Source organism: Sphingomonas citricola (genome assembly GCF_019429535.1).
In the GTDB taxonomy this organism is placed as follows: Bacteria; Pseudomonadota; Alphaproteobacteria; order Sphingomonadales; family Sphingomonadaceae; genus Sphingomonas; species Sphingomonas citricola.
In genome coordinates this window covers 174,464-196,018 of record NZ_JAHXZM010000001.1, presented here as the reverse complement: position 1 = coordinate 196,018, position 21,555 = coordinate 174,464, and the positions used below count along the sequence as shown (strand labels likewise).

Annotated in this window: 19 protein-coding genes; 7 read left to right on the top strand and 12 right to left on the bottom strand. The window is 69.2% G+C overall.

The features are described 5' to 3' along the window. Positions 1-276 precede the first annotated feature (276 nt). The 11 genes from KZ810_RS00930 to KZ810_RS00880 form a co-directional block, all read right to left on the bottom strand. The gene (locus KZ810_RS00930; protein WP_219767139.1) at positions 277-1,707 is read right to left on the bottom strand and encodes a GGDEF domain-containing protein; all 1,431 of its coding nucleotides are present in this window, start codon (positions 1,705-1,707) and stop codon (positions 277-279) included. A gap of 95 nt (positions 1,708-1,802) precedes the next feature. Continuing rightward, positions 1,803-2,828 (bottom strand): tRNA preQ1(34) S-adenosylmethionine ribosyltransferase-isomerase QueA, encoded by a 1,026-nt coding sequence (gene queA / locus KZ810_RS00925; RefSeq protein ID WP_219767138.1) that lies wholly within the window; start codon positions 2,826-2,828, stop codon positions 1,803-1,805. A 45-nt stretch (positions 2,829-2,873) separates the two neighbouring features. Then, entirely contained in the window at positions 2,874-3,575 is a 702-nt protein-coding gene (locus KZ810_RS00920) for a peptidylprolyl isomerase (RefSeq protein WP_219767682.1), read from the bottom strand. Positions 3,576-3,691: 116 nt separating this feature from the next. After that, complete coding sequence (coaD, locus tag KZ810_RS00915) at positions 3,692-4,234, bottom strand: pantetheine-phosphate adenylyltransferase (protein WP_219767137.1); 543 nt, start codon at positions 4,232-4,234, stop codon at positions 3,692-3,694. A 2-nt stretch (positions 4,235-4,236) separates the two neighbouring features. Beyond that, the gene (locus KZ810_RS00910; RefSeq protein ID WP_219767136.1) at positions 4,237-5,151 is read right to left on the bottom strand and encodes a polyprenyl synthetase family protein; all 915 of its coding nucleotides are present in this window, start codon (positions 5,149-5,151) and stop codon (positions 4,237-4,239) included. Next, positions 5,148-5,387, bottom strand: coding sequence for an exodeoxyribonuclease VII small subunit (locus KZ810_RS00905; RefSeq protein WP_258044257.1), 240 nt, complete (start codon positions 5,385-5,387; stop codon positions 5,148-5,150). The genes KZ810_RS00910 and KZ810_RS00905 overlap by 4 nt, the downstream gene beginning before the upstream one ends. A gap of 52 nt (positions 5,388-5,439) precedes the next feature. Next, positions 5,440-7,152: a long-chain-fatty-acid--CoA ligase gene (locus KZ810_RS00900; RefSeq protein WP_219767135.1), complete on the bottom strand. Its 1,713-nt coding sequence runs from the start codon at positions 7,150-7,152 to the stop codon at positions 5,440-5,442. Positions 7,153-7,227: 75 nt separating this feature from the next. Further along, positions 7,228-7,431 carry a hypothetical protein gene (locus KZ810_RS00895; RefSeq protein WP_219767134.1) on the bottom strand — a complete coding sequence of 68 codons (204 nt, stop codon included), beginning with the start codon at positions 7,429-7,431 and terminating at the stop codon, positions 7,228-7,230. A 58-nt stretch (positions 7,432-7,489) separates the two neighbouring features. After that, positions 7,490-9,172 carry a diguanylate cyclase domain-containing protein gene (locus tag KZ810_RS00890; protein ID WP_258044256.1) on the bottom strand — a complete coding sequence of 561 codons (1,683 nt, stop codon included), beginning with the start codon at positions 9,170-9,172 and terminating at the stop codon, positions 7,490-7,492. Between the two features lie 77 nt (positions 9,173-9,249). Then, the gene (locus KZ810_RS00885; RefSeq protein WP_219767133.1) at positions 9,250-10,851 is read right to left on the bottom strand and encodes an amidase; all 1,602 of its coding nucleotides are present in this window, start codon (positions 10,849-10,851) and stop codon (positions 9,250-9,252) included. A 40-nt stretch (positions 10,852-10,891) separates the two neighbouring features. Continuing rightward, positions 10,892-11,758: an energy transducer TonB gene (locus tag KZ810_RS00880; protein WP_219767132.1), complete on the bottom strand. Its 867-nt coding sequence runs from the start codon at positions 11,756-11,758 to the stop codon at positions 10,892-10,894. A gap of 93 nt (positions 11,759-11,851) precedes the next feature. Here KZ810_RS00880 and KZ810_RS00875 point away from each other — a divergent pair, with 93 nt between their 5' ends. The 4 genes from KZ810_RS00875 (at position 11,852) to pnp (ending at position 16,232) form a co-directional block, all read left to right on the top strand. After that, positions 11,852-12,547 carry a site-2 protease family protein gene (locus KZ810_RS00875; protein WP_219767131.1) on the top strand — a complete coding sequence of 232 codons (696 nt, stop codon included), beginning with the start codon at positions 11,852-11,854 and terminating at the stop codon, positions 12,545-12,547. A gap of 1 nt (position 12,548) precedes the next feature. Then, on the top strand, positions 12,549-13,445 hold the full coding sequence (truB, locus tag KZ810_RS00870; protein WP_219767130.1) for a tRNA pseudouridine(55) synthase TruB: 897 nt from the start codon (positions 12,549-12,551) through the stop codon (positions 13,443-13,445). A 24-nt stretch (positions 13,446-13,469) separates the two neighbouring features. Beyond that, positions 13,470-13,739 carry a 30S ribosomal protein S15 gene (gene rpsO / locus KZ810_RS00865; RefSeq protein ID WP_219767129.1) on the top strand — a complete coding sequence of 90 codons (270 nt, stop codon included), beginning with the start codon at positions 13,470-13,472 and terminating at the stop codon, positions 13,737-13,739. Positions 13,740-13,895: 156 nt separating this feature from the next. After that, positions 13,896-16,232 carry a polyribonucleotide nucleotidyltransferase gene (gene pnp / locus KZ810_RS00860; protein WP_219767128.1) on the top strand — a complete coding sequence of 779 codons (2,337 nt, stop codon included), beginning with the start codon at positions 13,896-13,898 and terminating at the stop codon, positions 16,230-16,232. Between the two features lie 130 nt (positions 16,233-16,362). Here the strand turns inward: pnp and KZ810_RS00855 are convergent, their stop codons facing one another. After that, positions 16,363-17,139 (bottom strand): class II aldolase/adducin family protein, encoded by a 777-nt coding sequence (locus KZ810_RS00855; protein ID WP_219767127.1) that lies wholly within the window; start codon positions 17,137-17,139, stop codon positions 16,363-16,365. A gap of 187 nt (positions 17,140-17,326) precedes the next feature. Here KZ810_RS00855 and KZ810_RS00850 point away from each other — a divergent pair, with 187 nt between their 5' ends. The 3 genes from KZ810_RS00850 to KZ810_RS00840 are packed head-to-tail and all read left to right on the top strand — an operon-like array spanning position 17,327 to position 21,554. Next, positions 17,327-18,979, top strand: coding sequence for an MFS transporter (locus KZ810_RS00850; RefSeq protein WP_219767126.1), 1,653 nt, complete (start codon positions 17,327-17,329; stop codon positions 18,977-18,979). Continuing rightward, positions 18,976-20,166, top strand: a complete 1,191-nt coding sequence (locus tag KZ810_RS00845) for an HlyD family secretion protein (RefSeq protein ID WP_219767125.1) — start codon at positions 18,976-18,978, stop codon at positions 20,164-20,166. Before KZ810_RS00850 ends, KZ810_RS00845 begins: the two co-directional genes overlap by 4 nt. Then, positions 20,163-21,554, top strand: a complete 1,392-nt coding sequence (locus tag KZ810_RS00840; RefSeq protein WP_219767124.1) for an efflux transporter outer membrane subunit — start codon at positions 20,163-20,165, stop codon at positions 21,552-21,554. The genes KZ810_RS00845 and KZ810_RS00840 overlap by 4 nt, the downstream gene beginning before the upstream one ends. Position 21,555: the final 1 nt, after the last annotated feature.

Sequence of the window (21,555 nt, the reverse complement as noted above, 5' to 3'; positions counted from 1 at the left end):
CGCGTCCTTGGAGGAAATGGCGGGCACTGCGGCGTCGCGACCGGGCGCATCGTCATGTAGGTGCCTCACCGCCGCCGGCCCGCAATTGCCGGGCCCCGTCGCTCCCGCCTCATTGGATACGTGTCGCACGCCGCGGCTAGTAACCACGCGACACCCAGCGGGCAAGGCACACCCGGCATGGGCGATACCACACCGGTCACCGCACCGGTTGAAGCACGATGGGAAGCCGGTCGCTCTACGTCATGCAGACCGCCCTGCGTGGCCCCGCTGATGGGCTCAGAACGCCGTCTTGAAGGTGTTGCGGCCGTGACGCTTGGCTTCGTAGAGCGCCCGGTCGGCGCGCTCGGCGACGTCGTGGAAATTGTCGCCGTTGGTGAAGTGCGCGACGCCGCAACTGATGCTGACCATCAACTGCGTCTTGTCGTCCGCGGCGACGGGCTGCTGCCGCAGCGCGTTCTGGACACGCGCGCAGACCGCCTCGCCCGCGCGGTGGCTGCCGACCTGAAGCACCAGCATGAATTCGTCGCCGCCGAACCGCCCCACGAGATCGCCGGGGCGGGTGTGTGACCGCAGCGTCGCCGCGAGATGCCGCAGGACTTCGTCGCCGAACTGATGCCCCCATTGATCGTTGATGCTCTTGAACCGGTCAACGTCGATCGCGACGCAGCACAAGGTCGGCGCATTGCCCGCCTGCAGCGCCGCCAGCGCGCGTTCGAAGCCGCGCCGGTTGAGCATGCCGGTCAGCGTGTCGGTCGTCGCGTCGACAACCGCGCTCGCCGCGTGCGCCTCTAGCATTTGCGCCAGCCGTGCGCGCTCGGCGACCTCGGCCGCCACTGGCAGGCAGGTGAGCAACATGACCGCCAGGAACGCCTGGAAGGAATGCGCCTGCGCGACCGGGTCGAGCGTCATCATGACCACCGGTCCGTGACCCGTGGCGGTCGCCCACGCGCCGACGACCGCGATCGTCATCACCGCCATCTTCGTGCCCAGCGGCCCGACACGGAAGGTGACCAGCATGACCGGCGCGTACAGCACGAACAATGCCGGAAGCGCGGCGACGAAGAAGACGACGTAGGAGGTGGCCGCGACCAGGGCGAGCAGCGCAAGGCCCGCGCCGCGCTCCGCGACCGTCTTGCTGTGGAAACACTCGGCGAGCTGGCCGCTGAACACCGCCATGAACACCGGCGTGAAGACGAGCAGCCCCAGCGCGTCGCTCAGAAACCAGTTTTCCCACGAAACCGCGAAGACCTGACCGTAAACCATGGTCGCCGTCGCCGCGCCGAGCACCCCGCTGATCGCAGGCGCGACGACGCCGGCGGCGAGGATGAAGCGGATTGTCGCCCTGATCGATCCCAGCAGGTCGACGACCTCTGCCCCGCGCCTGATGACGGTGACGGCGATGACGACCTCCAGCCCGTTGGCCAGACTGTAGAGCAATGGCCCCTGCACGCTGCCGCGCGTCAGCAAGTTGGCCGCCACGTTCCCGACCAGACCGGCACTCAGGACGATCGACCAGCGCGGCCGTTCCTTCAGCAGAAGCAGCGCGACCAGCACCGCGTTCGCCGGCCACACCGTCGCGATCGCGAGGCCGTCGCTGGTGAAATGGATCATTGAGGCGGCAAGCAGGAAGTAGAGCGAGGCGGCCGCGATCCAGGTGGCGCTCGCTTCCGCGCCGAACGGGCGCATGCTCGGTGCCGGATGGTTCATCCGCGAGGATTGATCCCCATCAATCTAAAGCCGAGTTAACGGCGGTAAAGATCGCGTTGGAGGCGACGCGGAACGACCGGCCGCCTGCACCTTCCCTAGGGGAGCAGCAGCGACGCGTCGCCGTAGGAGTAGAAACGATAGCCATGCGCGATCGCGTGCGCGTAGGCCGCCTGCATCCGCTCCAACCCCATCAGCGCCGAGACCAGCATGAACAGGGTCGAGCGCGGCAGGTGAAAATTGGTCATCAGCCCGTCGATGCCGCGGAAGGTGTAGCCGGGGGTGATGAAGATCGAGGTGTCGCCCTCGAACGCGCGGATCACGCCGTCCGCGCCCGCCGCGCTCTCGATCAAACGAAGCGAGGTCGTGCCGACCGCGATGACGCGGCCGCCGCGCGCGCGGACCGCGTTCAACCGATCGGCGGTCGCGGCGTCGATGCGGCCCCATTCGGCGTGCATGCGGTGGTCGTCGGTGTCGTCGGCCTTGACCGGCAGGAACGTCCCCGCGCCGACGTGGAGCGTCAGCGTCGCGTGTTCGATCCCCGCCGCGTCCAGCCGCGCGAGCAGATCGGGGGTGAAATGGAGCGCCGCGGTGGGTGCGGCGACCGCCCCCGCCTCACGTGCGAACATCGTCTGATAATCGTCGTGGTCGCGCGCGTCGGTCGCGCGCTTGCCCGCGATATAGGGCGGCAGCGGCATCCGCCCCGCGCGTTCGAGCAGCAATTCGACCGGTTCGTCGCCGTGGAAATCGAGCGCGAGGCTGCCGTCGTCCGCGCGCGCGGTCGCGGTGGCCGAGACGCCGTGACCGAAATCGACCACGTCGCCGTCGCGCAGGCGCTTCGCGTTGCGCACGAAGGCGCGCCAGCGCCGCGGCCCCTCACGCTTGTGCAGCGTCGCGCCGATCCGCGCCTGTCCACGCACGCCTTCGAGCTGCGCCGGAATGACGCGGGTGTCGTTGAAGACCAGCAGATCACCGGGACGCAATTCGTCGCTCAGATCGGACACGATGCGATCGCGCATGCCGCCGGCGTCCACCACCAGCATCCGCGCCGCGTCGCGGGGTGCCGCGGGGCGCAGCGCGATCCGCTCGTTGGGCAGATCGAAATCGAACAGGTCGACGTTCACGCGTCTCGGCCTTCGTCCATCGAGCCCGAACCGATGCGGCCGCGATCAGCGGCGCGCGCCGCGCTTCTTCGCCGGGGCGGGAGTCGCCGCCGGCATGGGCTTCTTCGCTCCCGGCAACGCCACGTCGCCCAGTGCCGCCGGAATGACCGTTGTGGCGGGCGCGGCTTGGTACGGCGGCGGGCTGTCGCTCGCGATATAGGCGTGAAGGATGCGCGACGGGTTCGCCGGCGGCTCGCCGCGCTCGATCGCGTCGACATAGTTCATGCCGGTCATCACGCGCCCGAACACCGTGTACTTCTTGTCGAGCTGGAGGCGCGGCTGGAGCACGATGTAGAACTGGCTGTTCGCGCTGTCTTCCTTTTCCGCACGCGCCGCCGCAACCGCGCCGCGGACGTGCGGCAGGTAATTGAATTCCGCCGCCACGTCGGGAAGCTGCGAACCGCCGGTGCCGTCGCCCTTGGGATCGCCGCCCTGCGCCATGAAGCCGTCAATCACGCGGTGGAACGTCAGCCCGTCGTAGAAATGCTGGCGGGTCAGCGTCTTGATCCGTTCGACCATCTTTGGCGCAACATCGGGACGCAGCAGGATCGCCACGCGCCCGCCGCTCGACAGGTCGAGCAACCAGACGTTCTGGAGATCGGTCGTCGGCAACGGCTGCGCCGGTGCGGCAGCCTGCGGCGCCTGCGCGATTGCGGGCAAGGCCAGGAACGACAGGATCAGCGACAGGAAAGCGGCGAGAAAGCGCATCGGGCCTACACGGATGATGACGGGGATGGTGCCCACCTAAAGCAATTCACGGCTTGCGCCAACGTGAATGGCGCGCGGGCGGGGAGCCGCGCTTACGTATCGAGGTGCGGCGTGCCTCAGCTACCGCGGCGGCCGACGACCTCGACGCGTGCGACGACCTGTTCGCAGATCGCGGGCGTCACGAACTTGCGGATGTCGCCGCCGAAGATCGCAATTTCCTTTACCAGCTTCGACGCGATCGGCTGCAACCCGACGTCGGCCATCAGGAATACCGTCTCGATCCGGTCGTTCAGCTTCTGGTTCATCCCCGCCATCTGATATTCGTACTCGAAATCGGCGACCGCGCGCAGGCCGCGCACGATGACGCTCGCGCGCTCGCGCTCGGCGAAGTCCATCAGCAGCGAGTCGAACTGCACCACGCGGATGTCGCCGGGCAGCGCGGCGACCTCGCGCTCGACCATCGTCATCCGCTCCTCAACCGAGAACATCGGCGACTTGGACGGGTTGGTCGTCACGCCGATCACCAGCCGATCGACCAGCTTCGCCCCGCGGCGGATGATGTCCATGTGACCGAGCGTGATCGGATCGAAGGTGCCGGGGTAGACGCCGATGCGCGGCGGGCGCGCTTGATCAGCCGGCCGATCGGGAGCGGTGCTCATGGTCAACGATCCCTTTCGATCACGAAACGCGCGATCGCGCGCAGCAAATCGGCCTCGGCGCCGAAATGGCGCAGATGCGCGATTGCCTGATCGACCAGCATCCGCGATTGCGCGCGCGCGCGCTCGACCCCGAGCAGCGAGACGAAGGTTTCCTTGCCCGCCGCCTCGTCCTTGCGCAGTTTCTTGCCGGCCAGTTCCTCGTTGCCCTCGACGTCCATCAGGTCGTCGACGATCTGAAACGCGAGCCCGAGGTCGTGCGCGTAGCCCCGCAGCGGCGTGCGCGCATCGGGCGCGACGCGGCCGAGGATGGCGCCGGCTTCGACCGCGGCGCAGATCAGCGCGCCGGTCTTCAACTGCTGCAACCGCGTGACGGTGCCGAGGTCGAACGTCTCGCTCTCCGCGGCGAGATCCATCATCTGCCCGCCCGCCATGCCGGCGGGCCCGGAGGCGCGCGCAAGATCGGCGATCAGTTCGGCGCGCACGGCGGGATCGGGGTGCGTGGCGGGATCCGCCAGTACCTCGAACGCAAGCGCGTGGAGGCAGTCGCCGGCGAGGATCGCGGTCGCCTCGTCAAAGGCCTTGTGGGCGGTCGCCTTGCCGTGACGCAGGTCGTCGTCATCCATCGCGGGCAGATCGTCGTGGACCAGCGAGTAGACGTGGATCGCCTCGAGCGCGGTCGCTGCGCGCCCGGCCTGGTCGCGATCGACGTCGAACAATTGCGCGGTCGCGAACACCAGCAGTGGCCGCAACCTTTTGCCGCCGCCGATCGCGGCATGGCGCATCGCCTGGTACAGCCGCGCGCGCGCGTCGTCGGGCACCGCGAGCAGCAGGTCGAAGCGGCGGTCGATCTCCGCCTGCACCTGCGCGAGCGCGTCGGCGAGGTCGACGGGTGCCGGCTGGACGGGGGCGGAGCTCATCCGGCGTTGAAGGCTTGCACGCCCGCGGGTCTGCCGTCGGCACCGACCCGGATCGCCTCGATCCGCGCCTGCGCCGCGTCGAGCCGCTCGGCGCACCGCTGCCTGAGTGCGCTGCCGCGCTCGTAGAGCTGGATCGCATCCTCCAGCGGGGTGTCACCGGACTCGAGCTTGCCGACGATGCCTTCCAGCTCGCGCATCGCTTCCTCGAACGACAGGTTCTCGATCGCCTGATCCATGCGAGGGCTATGCGGCAGCGCGGCACATCCGGTCAAGGATCGCCACCACCGATCAGCCCGCCTCGGCGCGGATCTCGGCGAGCAGGTCCTTGCGGCTGAGCTTGCCGATCATCGTCTTGGGCAGCGCGGCGCGCACCACCACCGCGTCGACGCGCTCATGCTTGCCGAGTTTGGGGTTCAGCCAGGCGAGCAGCGTCGCACCGTCGGGTACGCCCTCCCCCGCGCCATCGCCCTCGCCCGCAGCGGCGTTCAGCGTCACGAACGCGCGCGGCGCCTCGCCGCGATAGGGGTCGGGGACGCCGACCACCAATGCCTCCTTGATCGCGGGGTGATGGTAGAGGATCTCCTCGATCTGGCTCGGGAATACCTTGAACCCGCCGACCGAGATCATGTCCTTCAACCGGTCGACGACCGCGACGAAGCCGTCCTCGTCGATGACGCCGACGTCGCCGGTGCGGAGCCACGCCTCACCGTCGAGCGTGACGAACGCGTCGGCGACGGCCTCGGGGCGGTTCCAATATCCCGCCATCACCTGCGGCCCGCGCGCGACGATCTCACCCGGTTCGCCCGCGGCGACCGGTTTGGCCGGATCCTCTTTGTCGACCAGCCGCAACCGCGTCGCGGGTACCGGCTGGCCGATCGTGCCGGGATGCTGCGCGCCCTCGTACGGGTTGCAGGTCAGTACGCCCGAGCTTTCGGACAGGCCATAGCCCTCGACCAGACGCGCGCCGGTCGCCGCGCTCCATTTGTCGCGCAATTCGGCTGGCAGCGGCGCACCGCCCGATATGCACACGCGCAGCGAGGAGAAATCGGTCGCAGCGAACTTCGGGTGATCGAGCAGCGCCTGATACATCGTCGGCACGCCCGGTAGCGCGGTCGCCTTGGTCCGCGTGATCGCACCGAGCACCTGCCCCGCCTCGAACCGCGGCAGCAGCACCATCTCGCCGCCGTTCAGGACAGTGCGGTTCAAGACGCAGGTGTTGGCGAAGACGTGGAACAGCGGCAGCGCGCCGATGATGCGGTCGGTATCGCCGCGGTGCGGATCGAGCGACACGACCTGCCGCGCGTTGGCGGACAGGTTGGCGTGGGTCAGCATCGCCCCCTTCGGCGCGCCGGTCGTCCCGCCGGTATACTGGATCAGCGCGACATCGCCGACCGGGTCGATCGCGGGCGCTGAGAACTGACCGTCGTTGGCGATCAGCGCCGAGAACGCCGTCACCCGCGCGTCGTCGGGCCGCCTGGCGACTTCCTTGCCCTTGAACAGCCGGTAGAGCAGCGATTTCGCCGGCGGCAGCGCGCCCGCGACCGAGCCGACGATCAACCGCTCGAGCCGGCTCTTGTCGAGCACCTTGAGCGCGGTCGGCAGTAGCGCGCTGGCGGAGATCGTGAACAGCGCCCGCGTGCCCGAATCCTCGACCTGGTGGACGAGTTCGTGGACCGTGTAGAGCGGCGAGAAATTGACCACGGTCGCACCGAGCAGCAGCGCGCCGTAATAGGCCGCGACGTAATGCGGGACGTTGGGCAGGAACAGGCCGATGCGGTCGCCCTTGCCGTAACCCATCGCCGCCAGTCCGGCCGCGACGCGCCGCGCGCCGTCGGCGACCTCGGCGTAGCTGTAATGGCGGCCGAGAAAGTCGATCATCGCGCGGTCGGCGTGCCGCGCGGTCGACGCCGTGAACATGTCGGGCATCGACATCGGCGGCAGGTCGACCGCCCACGGCGTCGGGTGGCGGTAGCGGGTCTGCCAGGCGCGTTCGTCAGTCATTGACACGCGTGTAAGCAAGAGGTCGCGACGCTTCAATCGCGCATGCGTGACTTTACGTGTCCGTCAACCGCGCGATCAGCCGGTGATGCGCGGCGCGGTCCAGGTGTAGAGGATCGAGAAGCCAACCAACCCCAAGTCGATCGCGGCCTGGATCCGGTGCGGCGCGGTGTCGCGCGCTTCGTGCGTCATGATCTTGAGATCGGCGGTCGGGTGGCGCAGCGCGACCAGCGCGAGCGCGGCACCGGTGGCGGCAATGGCGATGCGACGGCGGTGCTTCATCGGACTCCCCTCTCACCCGTTTCCATACATGATTAACGCCGCAGCGGGAAGCAGCCGCTCAGGCCGCGAGCGCGAGGCTCGCGACGCGGGCGCGGTCGCGCCCCGCCGCCTTGGCCGCGAACAGCGCCTGATCCGCCATCCGGTAGAGCGCCGCCCAATCACTTTCCCCGCTCAGCGTTCCGGTGCTGCTGCCGACCGACACCGTGACGGTCAGGTCGTACGGCATCCGCGCCGACCGCACCGCGGCGAGCACCGCGTCGGGCAGGCCGTCCGTGTCGGCGGGCGCGAGCACCGCGAACTCCTCGCCACCGATCCGCGCCACGAGCGCGTCCCGCGGCATCGCGGCGCGCAGGGCACGCGCGACGCGGCGCAGCACCTCGTCGCCCAGATCGTGCCCGAGCGCGTCGTTCACCTGCTTGAAATGGTCGATGTCGGCGATCACCAGCAGCTGCGGCGCACGCGCGCCAGCCTCCAGCGCGTCGCGCAGGAACGAGCGGCGATTGAGGAGGTCGGTCAGCGGATCGGTATCGGCGAGCGTCCGCGCGGCCAGTTCCTCGGCGCGTGCCGCGTCGCGCTCGACCGAGAGCAGGCGGATGCGGTACGAGATCGCGACACTCGACACCAATGCCTCCACCGTCATCGCCGCCAGCGTCGAATTGTCGAGCCACGTGCTCGCGGTGATCAATTGCAGGCTGCTCATCGTGCGGATCGCGGCGAGCAGCAAAGGCGTCGCCCAGGCGACGCCGAACACCCACAGGTAATTGCTCCGTTCGCGCCACGCGCGCGCCAGGATCAGCGCCGCGACGGTCGTCAGCGCCAGGAAGCCGAGCGAGTAAGCGAGGTCGAGCGCGCGCGCCTGCCACGGCGCGAGCAGCACGAACGCCCCCGTCGACACGACGAGGTACCATATCACCCCCGCCGCCGCTCGCGCGGTCGCGCGGTCGAAGACGCGCGGCTCGAAGAACTGTCGTGCGAACCGCAGCGCCATCACCGCCGCAAGTCCCAGCGCCGCGTAGTTGACGCGGATGCGCATCACGTTGCCGAGCGTTGGCCACAGCCACGCCATCGCCCCCGACGACGAAAAGGCATAGGTCGCGAGCGCGGCGACCATCCCGCAATAGGCAAGCTGGAAGCGATGCCGCAGCGCCGCCCACAACGACAGATTGTACACGAGCAGCGCGAGGCAGAGCCCGCCAAAACCGGCGTAGAGCGCCGCGAACAAGAGGTTGCGCTCGGCACTCTGCGCGGGCGTGCCGATCCGCGGCTCGGCGATGATGCCGCGCACCACGACTGCGCCGCGCACCTGCCACATGATCCGCGTGAGCCGTACGCCGCGCACCGGTATCGGCTGTTCGAAGACAGCGCCGAGCGCGATCGAGCGCGCGGCGCCGACATCGTCGATCACGCGCCGGACGATCACCCCGTCAGCATAACCGAAATACAGCGTCATGCCGCGCTGCCACAGGCTCCACGACCGGATCACCTGCGGGACGATCCCCGCACCGGGGGGCACGCTAGCGACCCGGACCCAGTAATCACCCGGTCGAAACCGCGACTGCGGTGTCGCGCAATCGAATCGGTCGCGGCGGCGCATCATCGTCGCCGCCATATCGCCGCGCTGGACGGGGGCGACGCAGGTCGTGACGGGCGTGCCGGCGAGCGCGCTCTGCGCGACGGCCGGTCGCGCGAGCAACGCCAGCACCGCCACCATCATCAACCGTGTCAGCGTCACCATCGGCATGACACCGCCGTACCGCGGCCGGTGCGAACATATCGTAAATGCGCGGCCGTCGCCAATCGGCGCAGCGGCGGCTGCGGTTAGCGCGTGCCCTCGAGCGCGGCGCCGGCGTTCGCCTGCGGCAGGTAACGCGGCGCAACGCGCGCGTGCGATGCCTGTTCGTACGCATATCCCGCCCCCAGCACGCGCTGATCCGCGCCGCGCGTGCCGATGAACGAGAGGCCGACCGGCAGCCCGCGCACCAGCCCCATCGGCACCGTCAGATGCGGATAACCCGCGATCGCGGGCAGGCTGGCGGCGGACGGCCCACCATATTGGTCGCCGTAGACCGTATCGCTCAGCCACGCCGCCCCGTAGCTCGGCTCGACGAGGATCTGCGCGCCCGCCTTCGCCAGCATCGCGTCGATTCCCTCCGCGCCCGCCAGCCGCAGCGATTTCGCGCGCGCCGCCTTATAGGCCGGGTCGGCGAGGCCCTTGGTCGCGGCGGCCTTCTCGAACGTTTCCTGCGCGAAATACGGCATTTCCGCGGCCGCATTCGCGCGGTCGAACGCGATGACCTGATCGAGCGTCCGCGTCTTCACGCTCGCGGGCGTGGTGGCGAGATAGCGGTCGAGATCGGCCTTCAACTCGCTGAGCAGCACCTGGAACTCGGCTTCGCCCAGCCCGTCGAGCTTGGGCGGCGTCACCTCGACGAGGGTCGCGCCCGATGCGCGCAGCACCGCGAGCGCCGCGTCGAAGCGCGTGGCGAGCTCAGGCGACAGGTCGTTCGAACGGACGATGCCGACGCGCATCCCCGACAAGGCCCCGGTCGACAGCCCCGCGGTATAATCGCGCACCTGCGTCGCCGCGGTCGCGGGGTCGGCCGGGTCGGGCGCCGCCATCGCCGACAGCAGCAGCGCGGCGTCGCGTACGCTGCGCGCCATCGGCCCGGGCGTGTCCTGGCTGTGGCTGATCGGCACGACATAGGTTCGGCTGACGAGGCCCAGCGTCGGTTTGAACCCGACCAGCCCGTTGATCGACGACGGGCAGGTCACCGACCCGTCGGTCTCGGTACCGACCGCGGCCGCCGCGAAGCTCGCCGCCACCGCCGCGCCCGATCCCGACGACGAGCCGCAGGCGGTGCGATCGAGCGCGTACGGGTTGCGCACCAGCCCGCCGACCGCGCTCCATCCGCTGATCGAATGGTCGGAGCGGATGTTGGCCCATTCGGACAGATTGGTCTTGCCCAGGATCACCGCGCCCGCGGCGCGCAGCCGCGCGACCAGCGGCGCATCGCGGCGGGTGACGTTCGCGGCGAGCGCGAGGCTGCCCGCGGTGGTCGCGACCGGATCGGCGGTCTCGATATTGTCCTTGATCAGGACGGGCACGCCGTGCAGCGGCCCGCGCACGCGCCCGGCGCGGCGTTCGGCATCCATCACCTTTGCCTGCGCAAGGGCGTCGGGGTTGAGCGCGATGATGCTGCGCAGCGTCGGCCCCTTGCGGTCCATCGCCGCGATCCGCGCGAGATACGCGCGCGTCAGATCGACGCTGGTCGCACGCCCCGCGGTCATCGCCGCCTGGACCTGCTCGATCGACTGCTCCTCCACTGGCACCGTTCGCGCGGCGGCGGGCAGCGGGGCGGCCAGCATGCCTGCGGTCAGCAGCGGGGCGGCGAGCAAGAGGCGGAGGGAGCGGATCGTCATGACCGGATGATGCGGCGCAGGCACGGCATGCGCAAGCGGATTACCGGCCGGTATAAGCGAAGGCGACGGGCACGATAATCGGCATGTCCTCAACCCGCCCGGCGCGCGTCACGGGCACGATGCGGAAGATCGGCGACATCCTGACCGCCGCCTGCGCGAACCCAGAGCCGGCGGGTGTCTCCGCGATCGCACGGCAGCTCTTGGGCGGGCCGATCTTGGGCACGATACACTCGAGGATTGCCTTTCCCGACAGTTTCGCCGCGCGCGCCGCCTCGGGCCAGTACGGTTTCATCTCGAGGTTGGTCGGCATCCGCACCCAGCGCGCGCGCACCGGCCTGCCGCGGCCGCGGCCTGCGCCACTGCCGTCCCCCTGCCCGCTTCCCGCCCCCGCGCCTGCGCTGGTGCCGATCCCGGCGCCCATCGCGGCGGCACCCAGGCCCGCGATCGAATCGGCGGCGGGCTGGAGCGCGTTGGCGAAGCCGTCGGCGGTGATCGGCGCCGCGCGGATCGGCGCATCATCGAGCCGCGCCGGTGGCCGCGGCACCTCCGGCATGGGTGCCGGCGCGCGCGTCACCCGCGTGTCGCGCGGCGAGAAACGCCCTGCCGACGCGCCACCGGGATCATCGTTGCGCGTCGTCGCGGCGTCGGGCGACAGCTTCACCGGCTCGGGCGGCGCGATCTCGGGTAACGGTTCGGGCGGCGGGGGCGCGACATCGAAGGTCATCAACGCCGGGGTCGGGGCGATCAGGGGGAGCGGCGCATTGGGCCACCACAGCAGCACCGCGACGACGCCCAGATGCAAGGCGACCGACGCGCTCGCCCAGCGTGTGCGCCTGCGGTCGTGATCGACGTTGAGCGATCGGTAGGGCGTGACCGTTTCTCCCGTTACTCGGTAGCATGTCAGCACCGGGGCGCCCCGATCAAGCCGTGGCGCGCCACGTTATTGCTTACAGTTACGTGTGCTGGTCATCGCCGCGATGCGGCCCTATTTCGCGGGCCTATGAACCCCAATGGTGTTATCTGGTCGGCGGCGGTGTGGATCATCCCGCTGGTGATCGCGATCGTCTTTCACGAAGTCAGCCACGGCCTCGCCGCGCGCGCGCTGGGCGATCCGACCGCGGCGCGGCTTCGCCGCCTGTCGTTCAACCCGCTGCGCCACGTCGATCCGGTCGGCACGGTCGTGCTGCCGCTGATGCTCGCGATCGCCAAGGCGCCGGTGTTCGGCTGGGCGAAGCCCGTGCCGGTCGACGCGCGTCGTATTACGAAGACCAATCCGCGCACCGGCATGATGCTCGTCGCGCTGGCGGGGCCGGGGATGAACCTCGCGCTCGCGTTCGTGGCGGCCCTGCTGCTCGGCATTTTCGCACATTGGATCGGCGAGCCTGCCGATGGCAGCGCGGCGGCGTTTCTGGGTGCGAACCTGATCAACTTCCTGCTGATCAACGTCTTTCTTGCGCTGTTCAACCTGATCCCGCTGCCGCCGTTCGACGGCGGGCACGTCGTCGCCGGACTGCTGCCCGAGCGCGCCGCGCTGCAATGGGACAAGCTCGCGCGCTTCGGCTTTCCCTTGCTGATCATCCTGCTGCTGGTGCTGCCCGCGCTGGTGCCGGGGGCGAACATCGTCCAGCGGCTCGTCGCGCCGCCCGCGCAGGCGTTGACGCAGGCCTATCTCGCCATCGCCGCGGCGATCGCCTGAGATGCACGGCTGGATGATCATCGACAAACCCGTCGGGCTCGGCTCGACGCAGGTCGTCTCCGCGGTCAAGCGCGCGCTGCGCACCGCCGGCGTCCCCAAGGTGAAGGTCGGCCACGGCGGCACGCTCGACCCGCTCGCGAGCGGGGTGCTGCCGATCGCGCTCGGCGAGGCGACCAAGCTTGCCGGGCGGATGCTCGACAGCGACAAGGTCTACGCCTTCACGCTCGCGTTCGGCACGCAGACGTCGACGCTCGACGCCGAGGGGGAAGCGGTCGCGACCAGCGACGTGCGCCCGACCGCCGCCGTGCTCGACGCGGTGCTGCCGCGTTTCACCGGCGCGATCGCGCAGGTGCCGCCCGCCTATTCCGCGCTCAAGGTCGACGGGCAGCGCGCCTACGATCTGGCGCGCGCCGGCGAGGACGTCGTGCTCGCCTCGCGCGATATCACGATCCACCGCCTGACGCGCGACGGCGACGCCGCGCCCGATGCGCCGCTCAGCGAAGTCACGCTCGTCGCGCACGTGTCCAAGGGCACGTATATCCGCAGCCTCGCGCGCGACATCGCGGTGGCGCTCGGCTCGGTCGGCCACGTCACCTGGCTCCACCGCGTCAAGGCGGGACCGTTCGCGCTTCATCAGGCGATAACGCTGGACAAATTGGACGCGGCCGCTAAGGCGTCGGCGCTGGAACCATTACTCCTGCCATTGAGGGCGGGGCTGGACGACATCCCGGCCTTTTCCCTCACGCCCGACCAGGCAGGCGCGCTTCGACAGGGGCGGGTGCTGGACGGGATCGCCGCCGACGATGGTCTCGTCTTCGCGTGCATGGGCGACACGCCCGTCGCGCTGGCCGAGGTTGAAGCCAACCAGCTTCGCGTCGTTCGCGGTTTCAATCTCTGATATGATGTCGAGGACGATTTCATAATGTCGATCACTGCCGAACGCCGCCAGGAAGTCATCAAGGAACACGCCCGCGCCGAGGGCGACACCGGATCCACCGAGGTCCAGGTCGCGATCCTCACCGAGCGCATCCGCAACCTGACCGAGCACTTCAAGGGCCACGCCAAGGACAACCACTCGCGTCGCGGCCTGCTCATGATGGTCAACAAGCGTCGCTCGCTGCTGGATTATCTCCGCAAGACCGACGGCGACCGTTATCTGGCGCTCATCGCGAAGCTCGGCCTTCGCAAGTAACTCGCAAGGGCGGCCCTCGGGTCGCCCTTCGCTTATCCGCGCCCTCGCAATCCGGCGACGGCGCATGGGGCGACCAAAAGCCCCGCACCGCGCAGGCCGGACAGCCTGCACCACGAGGCCCCGGATGCATCGGGCATCCGGTCCAAAGGAATTCATATGTTCGATACCAAGAAGGTCAGCATCGAATGGGGTGGCAAGACCCTGACGCTGGAAACCGGCAAGGTCGCGCGCCAGGCCGACGGCGCCGTGATCGCGACGCTGGGCGAGACGGTCGTCCTGTGCGCGGTCACCGCCGCCAAGACGGTCAAGGAAGGGCAGGACTTCTTCCCGCTGACCGTCCATTACCAAGAAAAGTTCTCGGCCTCGGGCCGCATTCCCGGCGGCTTCTTCAAGCGCGAACGCGGCGCGACCGAGCGTGAGACGCTGGTCAGCCGCCTGATCGATCGCCCGATCCGCCCGCTGTTCCCCGAAGGCTTCTACAACGAGATCAACTGCATCGCGCAGGTGCTCTCCTACGACGGCGAGAACGAGCCCGACATCCTCGCGATGGTCGCCGCCTCCGCCGCGCTCACCATCTCGGGCGTGCCGTTCATGGGCCCGATCGGCGCCGCGCGCGTCGGCTACAAGGACGGTGAGTATCAGCTCAACCCGACCGACGCCGAGGTGCTGGACGGCGAGCTCGACCTCGTCGTCGCCGCCACGCACGACGCGGTGATGATGGTCGAGTCGGAAGCCAAGGAGCTGTCCGAGGACGTGATGCTCGGCGCGGTGATGTTCGCGCACAAGGCGAGCCAGGACATCATCAACGCGATCATCGATCTGGCCGAGCAGTCGGCGAAGGACCCTTGGGAGCTGGCACCCGTCGAGGACAAGTCGGCGAAGATGGCCAAGCTCAAGAAGGCCATCGGCAAGGACATGGAGGCGGCCTACAAGCTGACCGACAAGCAGGCGCGCCAGACCGCCGTCAACGCCGCGCGCACCAAGGCGCGCGAGGCGTTCGCCGACCTGAAGGACAGCGATCCGGCCGAGTATCTCGGCACGCTGAAGCTTGTGAAGAAGCTCGAGGCCGACATCGTTCGCGGCGCGATTCTCAAGACCGGCCGCCGCATCGACGGCCGCGACACCAAGACGGTGCGCCCGATCGAGGCGGAGGTCCACTTCCTGCCGCGCGCGCACGGCTCGGCGCTGTTCACCCGCGGCGAGACGCAGACGATCGCGACCACCACGCTCGGCACGCGCGACGCGGAGCAGATGATCGACGGGCTGAACGGCCTGTCGTACCAGAACTTCATGCTCCACTATAACTTCCCGCCCTATTCGGTCGGTGAAGTGGGCCGCTTCGGCGCGCCGGGCCGCCGCGAAGTCGGCCACGGCAAGCTCGCCTGGCGCGCGCTGCACCCGGTGCTGCCGTCGAAGGAGGAGTTCCCGTACACGATCCGCGTGACCTCGGACATCACCGAGTCGAACGGCTCGTCGTCGATGGCGACGGTCTGCGGCGGTTCGCTGTCGATGATGGACGCGGGCGTGCCCTTGAAGCGTCCGGTGTCGGGCATCGCGATGGGTTTGATCCTCGAAGGCAAGGACTACGCCGTCCTGTCCGACATCCTTGGTGACGAAGATCACCTGGGCGACATGGACTTCAAGGTCGCGGGCACCAGCGAGGGCATCACGTCCTTGCAGATGGACATCAAGATCGCCGGCATCACCGAGGAGATCATGCGCGTCGCCCTGCGCCAAGCGCACGAGGGCCGCGCGCACATCCTGGGCGAGATGGCGAAGGCGCTCGATTCGACGCGTACCGAGCTGTCGGCGCACGCGCCGCGGATCGAGACCTTCACGATCGACAAGTCGAAGATCCGCGAAGTGATCGGCACCGGCGGCAAGGTGATCCGCGAGATCGTCGCGACCACCGGCGCCAAGGTCGACATCGACGACGAGGGCGTGATCAAGGTGTCGTCGTCCGACCAGAGCCAGATCGAGGCCGCGATCAACTGGATCAAGGGTCTGGTCGAAGAGGCCGAGGTCGGCAAGATCTACAACGGCAAGGTCGTCAACATCGTCGACTTCGGTGCTTTCGTGAACTTCATGGGTGGCAAGGACGGCCTCGTCCACGTCTCCGAGATGAAGAACGAGCGTGTCGAGAAGCCGACCGACGTCGTCTCCGAGGGCCAGGAGGTGAAGGTCAAGGTGCTCGAGATCGATCCGCGCGGCAAGGTTCGCCTGTCGATGCGCGTCGTCGATCAGGAGACGGGCGAGGAGCTGGAGGACACGCGTCCGAAGCGCGAGCCGCGCGAAGGTGGCGAGCGCGGCGATCGTGGTCCGCGCCGTGACGGCCGCGGCGGCGGCGATCGTGGCCCGCGTCGCGAAGGTCGCGGCGATCGTGGTGGCGACCGCGGCGGTGATCGCGGCCCGCGCCGCGAGCGCGGCGAAGGTGGTGATCGTGGTCCCGATCCCGAGTTCGCTCCCGCCTTCCTGACCGGCGACCGCGACTAAGCGTCCGCCGCGTCAGCGACGAAACGAAAAGGCCCCCGGCAGCGATGCCGGGGGCCTTTCTCGTTGGGTCGGTTGAGGAGCCGAAGCCGTTCCGCCCACGCCGTGACGCGGGACGACCGCCAGCCCCCGCTCAATCGCGGAAGCTGGGATCGATCCGGTCGAGCTTGCGCAGCAGCGCAGGCCAGGCGAGCTTCTGCGCCAATCCGCCCATTCCCTTGGGGTTCGACTGTCCCGCGACCTTGTGTTCGACACCCTGCGGCGGGTTGTTGAGATGCTCCTTGCCCGCCGACAGCATCAGCACCTGCGCCTCGCACGCGCGTTCGAGGAAATAGAGCCGCAGGAAACACGACGCGACCGTGTCGCCGACCGCGAGCGTGCCGTGGTTGCGCAGGATCATCGCGTTCTTGGTGCCGATGTCGGCGACCAGCCGCTCGCGCTCGTCGAGGTCGGTCGCGATCCCCTCGTAATCGTGGTAGGCGACGTCGTGCTGCGCGATCATTGCGGTCTGCGTGTGCGGCAACAGCCCAAACTCCATCGCCGACACCGCCTGCCCGTGCGGCGTGTGGAGATGCATCACCGCCGCGGCATCATCGCGCGCCATGTGGATCGCGGAGTGGATCGTGAACCCCGCGGGGTTGACCGGGTGGGTCGCGGGGCCGACCGGATTGCCCTCGACGTCGATCTTCACCAGGCTCGACGCAGTGATCTCCTCGAACATCATGTCGTACGGATTGATGAGGAAATGATGCTCGGGCCCGGGCACGCGCGCCGACAGATGCGTGAAGATGAGATCGTCCCAGCCGTACAGCGCGACGAGACGATAGGCAGCGGCGAGATCGACCCGCGCCTCCCACTCGCCCGGCGCGTAATGCGCCTCATGCTGGTCGACGGTCGCGAGCGTTGCCATGGCGTGATCCTCTCGGTTTCGTTGTGCCACTGGATACCGCATCGTCGAACGCGCGTCACCCCTGAGCGCGATCACTCCCGTCATTGCCGTACCCCCGAATGGAAGCGCCGGACACTGTAGAAATCGGGGACAATGGCCCTTCGCTGAACCGTTGCACAACGTCCTCCATCGGCCATAAAGCGGCAACATGGCCGTGATGGCGCGCGTGCGCGAATTCCTCCGCGAAGAACAATGGACGTTCGCCGCGCACGAACTGCCGGCGCTTCCCGGCTCGCCCGGATCGCCCGACCATCCGACCCGGCGCAAGATCGCCTACGGGCTGATCGGCGTGCTCCTCGGACTGACCGCGGGATTCGGCAACGCGCTGATCACCGCCAACACCTACACGCTCCAGGGCGCGCTCGGGCTCGATCCCGCCGAGATCGCGTGGCTGCCGACGGTCTACGTGATGACCAACGTCAGCATCAACCTGCTGATGATCAAGTTCCGGCAGGAATTCGGGCTCAGGCCGTTCGCAATCATCTTTCTCGCAGTGTACGTGATCCTGACGTTCGCGCACCTGTTCGTGCGCGACTTCGCCTCGGCGATCCTGGTGCGCGCGGCGAGCGGAATGGCGGGCGCGCCGATCAGCAGCCTCGCGCTCTATTACCTGATGCAGTCGTTTCCGGCGAAGTGGCGGCTGCGCGCGGTGGTGGTCGGCATCGGCGTCCCGCAATGCGCGACGCCGATGGCGCGATTGTTTTCCCCCGAACTGCTGGCGATGAGCCAGTGGCGCACGCTCTATCTGTTCGAGCTCGGGCTCGCCGCGATGAGCCTTGCCGCGGTCATCGCGCTCCGCCTGCCGCCGACCAACCGGGTCAAGGCGTTCGAGCCGCTCGATTTCGTCACCTTCGTGCTGTTCGCGGGCTCAATGGCGCTGTTCGCCGCGGTGCTGGGGCTCGGTCGGATCGACTGGTGGACGCAGGCGAACTGGATCGGCTGGGCGCTGATCGCCGCGATCCCGATGCTCGCCGCGGCGCTGGTGATCGAACACGGCCGCGCCAACCCGCTGCTCAACACGCGCTGGCTGGCGAGCGCGGACATCCTGCGCTTCACGATCGTGACGATCATGGCGCGGATCGTGTTGTCGGAACAGAACACCGGCGCGGTGGGGCTGCTGACCGTGCTGGGGCAGAACAACGACCAGTTGATGCCGTTCTTCCTGATCCTCACGGTCGCGACCGCGGCGGGCGTGGCGGCGAGCGCGATGACGCTCAACATCGAGAAACTGGCGCACCCGATCATGCTCGCGGTCGGACTGGTCGCGATCGCGGCGTTCATCGACTCGCATTCGACAAGCCTGACGCGCGCGCCGCAGCTTTATACGACGCAGGCCGTGATCGCGTTCGCGGGCGCGTTCTTCCTCGGCCCCGCGCTGCTGTTCGGCATGACGCGCGCGCTGGCGGCGGGAAGCGGGCACATCATCAGCTTCATCGCGCTGTTCGGGATCATCAACTCGATCGGCGGGCTCGGCGGCGCGGCACTGCTCAGTACGTACCAGGTGGTACGCGAGAAGGCGAACAGCGCCGCGCTGGTCCAGACGATCGACCCGACCGATCCGATCGTGACCCAGCGCATCCAGGCAGGTGCCGCGGGCGTCGGCCGCGTCATCGGCGACCCGACGCTGCGTACCGCGGAGGGTGCCGCCCTGCTGTCACAGGCGACGACGCGCGAGGCCAACGTGCTCGCGTACAACGACGTCTTCCGACTGGTCGCGGTGCTGTCCGCGTTGACGTTCCTCTACCTCCTTTTCCTGCTGGTGCGGCGCTCGATCCGTGCGCGCCGCGGAGTTCCCGCATGACCGACCCGCGTTCCCCCAACGTTTCGCCGACGCCGATGACGGAGGAGAAGATCGCCGAACAGGGCGGCGCGCCGACGCCCGAGCCTGCCCCCTCGCCCGCCGCCGCGCCCGCGACGCCGCAGGGGTCGGGATGGCGCCCGCCGCAACTCACCACCGGGTCAATCGTGCTGATCGCGGTGCTGGCGCTCGCGGGCATCGCCGCGGTGCTGGCGGCATGGCGAATCTGGCCGTTCAACCCCGACGACCAGTCGACCGACAATGCTTACGTGCGCGGGCGCGTGACGATCATCAGCCCGCAGGTGTCGGGTTATGTCACGCGCGTGCTGGTGCGCGATTTCGCCAACGTCGCGGCCGGGCAGCCGCTGGTCGAGATCGATCGCCGCATCTACGCGCAGCGTGTCGAGGCGGCGGCATCGCAGGTCGAAGCGGCGCAGGCGACGCTCGCCAACTCGCGCCAGCAAGCGGCCAGCCGCCAGGCGAGCTTCGGCGCGCAACAGGCGGCGGTGGAGAACGCGCAGGCGCAGTTGATGCGCGCGCAGGCCGACATGGCGCGCGTCGACGATCTGGTGAAGGACGGCTCGGTATCGCTGCGCGAACGCGACCAGACGCTCGCGGCGCTGCGGCAGGCTCAGGCAGGCGTGCGGCAGGCGCAGGCGGCGCGCGAGATCGCGAGCCAGGACATCCGCACGGTCGAGGTCGGCCGCGGCGGGCAACAGGCCGGCGTCTCGGGTGCGGAGGCGCAACTTCGCCTCGCGCGCATCGACCTTGCCAATACCCTCATCCGCGCGCCGGAACGCGGGCGTCTGTCGGAGGTCGGCGTGCGCGTCGGGCAATATGTGACCGCGGGGTCGCAGCTGATGTTCCTCGTCCCGCCCGAGGTCTGGGTGATCGCCAATTTCAAGGAAGCGCAGACCGCGCGGATCGCGGTCGGCCAGCCGGCGAGCTTCACGGTCGACGCATTGGGCAACGCGCGGATCCGCGGCCATGTCGAGCGTATCGCGCCCGCCGCGGGCAGCGAGTTCGCGGTGCTCAAATCCGACAATGCGACCGGCAATTTCACCAAGGTACCGCAGCGGATCGCGGTGCGCATCCGCATCGATCCGGGTCAGCGGCTGGCGCAGCGGTTGCGCCCTGGCATGTCGGTGCAGGCGCGCGTCGACGTCGACGGCGCGCCGGCAGTGCAATGACGCGCGCCCTCCCCCTCGCGCTCGCCATCGCGCTCGCCGGCTGCACGCTGCCGGGCAAACGTGCCGATGCGCCCGCGGCCGCCGCAGTCGTGCCGCCGCCTTCGTGGCGGACACAGACCCCGCCGGGGGTGCCGATCGCGGGGGCGTGGTGGATGAGCTTCGGCGACGCGCACCTGACCGCGCTGGTCGAGCGCGCGCTTGCCAACAATCTCGACATCGCGGTCGCCGCCGGTCGCGTCGAGGAAGCCCGCGCGGCGCAGGCGCTCGCGCGCGCTCAACTGCTGCCGACAATCGGCGGGCAGGTGCCCGAGACGCAGGGGCAGACGTTGAGCCCGTTCGGCACGCCGAGCAGGGCATTCGGTGCGCAGCCCGCGATCACCGCCAGCTTCGACCTCGACCTGTTCGGGCGATTGAAGCAGGCGAGCCGCGCCGCGCGCGCGCAACTGCTGGCGAGCGAGGGCGCGCGCGATACCGTTAGGCTCGCCGTCGCGGCCAGCACGGCGTCTGGCTATGTCACGCTGCGCGCGCTCGACCAGCGGCTCGAGATCGCGCGCGGTACGCTGGCCGCGCGCAGCGACGCGCTGCGGATCGCGCGGCGGCGGTTCGAGACGGGCTATTCCTCGCGGCTCGAACTACGTCAGGCGCAGGCCGAATATGCTGCCACGGCGCAGCTCGTGCCGCAGGCGCAGCTCGCGATCAGCCGGCAGGAGAATGCGCTGTCGCTGCTGACCGGCGACGCGCCGCGTAGCATCGCGCGCGGACTGCCGCTCGACCGGCTGCTGCTGCCGCCGATCCCCGACGGGCTGCCCGCCGACCTGCTGCGTCGCCGGCCGGACGTGTTCCAGGCGGAGCAGACGCTCGTCGCCGCCGACCGCTCGCTCGACAGCCAGCGCGCGGCAATGCTGCCCAATCTGGCGCTCACCGGTTCGGCCGGCGTGGTCTTGTCGACCGCGCTGTCGAACCCGGTCGGCGTGTTCTCGCTGGGTGCGAGCATCCTGTCGCCGATCTTCGACGGCGGACGGTTGCGCGCGCAGGAACGCGGCGCGGTGGCGCGGCGCGACCAGGCCGCGTTCGCCTATCGCCGCACCGCGCTGACCGCGTTTCGCGAAGTCGACGACGCGCTCGCGGGCTACGCGCGGATCGCGCAGCAGGCGCAGGATCTGTCCGATCAGGCCAATGCCGCGCGCGGCGCGCTGGAGAACGCGACCAATCGCTACCGCGCAGGTTATTCGGCGTATATCGAGCAACTCGACGCGCAACGCAGCCTGCTGACCGCGCAACTCGCACTGACGCAGACGCAGGCGGACCGGCTGACCAACTTCGTTGCACTCTATCAGGCGATGGGTGGTGGATGGTCGCGCGCGGAGATCGACGCGACGACGCGCTGAC

Excerpts from the sequence above, each read along its gene's own strand:
- KZ810_RS00930 (WP_219767139.1), bottom strand. The coding sequence starts at position 1,707 with ATGAACCATCCGGCACCGAGCATGCGCCCGTTCGGCGCGGAAGCGAGC.
- KZ810_RS00920 (WP_219767682.1), bottom strand. The coding sequence starts at position 3,575 with ATGCGCTTTCTCGCCGCTTTCCTGTCGCTGATCCTGTCGTTCCTGGCC.
- coaD (WP_219767137.1), bottom strand. The coding sequence starts at position 4,234 with ATGAGCACCGCTCCCGATCGGCCGGCTGATCAAGCGCGCCCGCCGCGC.
- KZ810_RS00910 (WP_219767136.1), bottom strand. The coding sequence starts at position 5,151 with ATGAGCTCCGCCCCCGTCCAGCCGGCACCCGTCGACCTCGCCGACGCG.
- KZ810_RS00905 (WP_258044257.1), bottom strand. The coding sequence starts at position 5,387 with ATGGATCAGGCGATCGAGAACCTGTCGTTCGAGGAAGCGATGCGCGAG.
- KZ810_RS00900 (WP_219767135.1), bottom strand. The coding sequence starts at position 7,152 with ATGACTGACGAACGCGCCTGGCAGACCCGCTACCGCCACCCGACGCCG.
- KZ810_RS00895 (WP_219767134.1), bottom strand. The coding sequence starts at position 7,431 with ATGAAGCACCGCCGTCGCATCGCCATTGCCGCCACCGGTGCCGCGCTC.
- KZ810_RS00890 (WP_258044256.1), bottom strand. The coding sequence starts at position 9,172 with ATGCCGATGGTGACGCTGACACGGTTGATGATGGTGGCGGTGCTGGCG.
- KZ810_RS00885 (WP_219767133.1), bottom strand. The coding sequence starts at position 10,851 with ATGACGATCCGCTCCCTCCGCCTCTTGCTCGCCGCCCCGCTGCTGACC.
- KZ810_RS00875 (WP_219767131.1), top strand. The coding sequence starts at position 11,852 with ATGAACCCCAATGGTGTTATCTGGTCGGCGGCGGTGTGGATCATCCCG.
- truB (WP_219767130.1), top strand. The coding sequence starts at position 12,549 with ATGCACGGCTGGATGATCATCGACAAACCCGTCGGGCTCGGCTCGACG.
- rpsO (WP_219767129.1), top strand. The coding sequence starts at position 13,470 with ATGTCGATCACTGCCGAACGCCGCCAGGAAGTCATCAAGGAACACGCC.
- pnp (WP_219767128.1), top strand. The coding sequence starts at position 13,896 with ATGTTCGATACCAAGAAGGTCAGCATCGAATGGGGTGGCAAGACCCTG.
- KZ810_RS00855 (WP_219767127.1), bottom strand. The coding sequence starts at position 17,139 with ATGGCAACGCTCGCGACCGTCGACCAGCATGAGGCGCATTACGCGCCG.
- KZ810_RS00850 (WP_219767126.1), top strand. The coding sequence starts at position 17,327 with ATGGCCGTGATGGCGCGCGTGCGCGAATTCCTCCGCGAAGAACAATGG.
- KZ810_RS00845 (WP_219767125.1), top strand. The coding sequence starts at position 18,976 with ATGACCGACCCGCGTTCCCCCAACGTTTCGCCGACGCCGATGACGGAG.
- KZ810_RS00840 (WP_219767124.1), top strand. The coding sequence starts at position 20,163 with ATGACGCGCGCCCTCCCCCTCGCGCTCGCCATCGCGCTCGCCGGCTGC.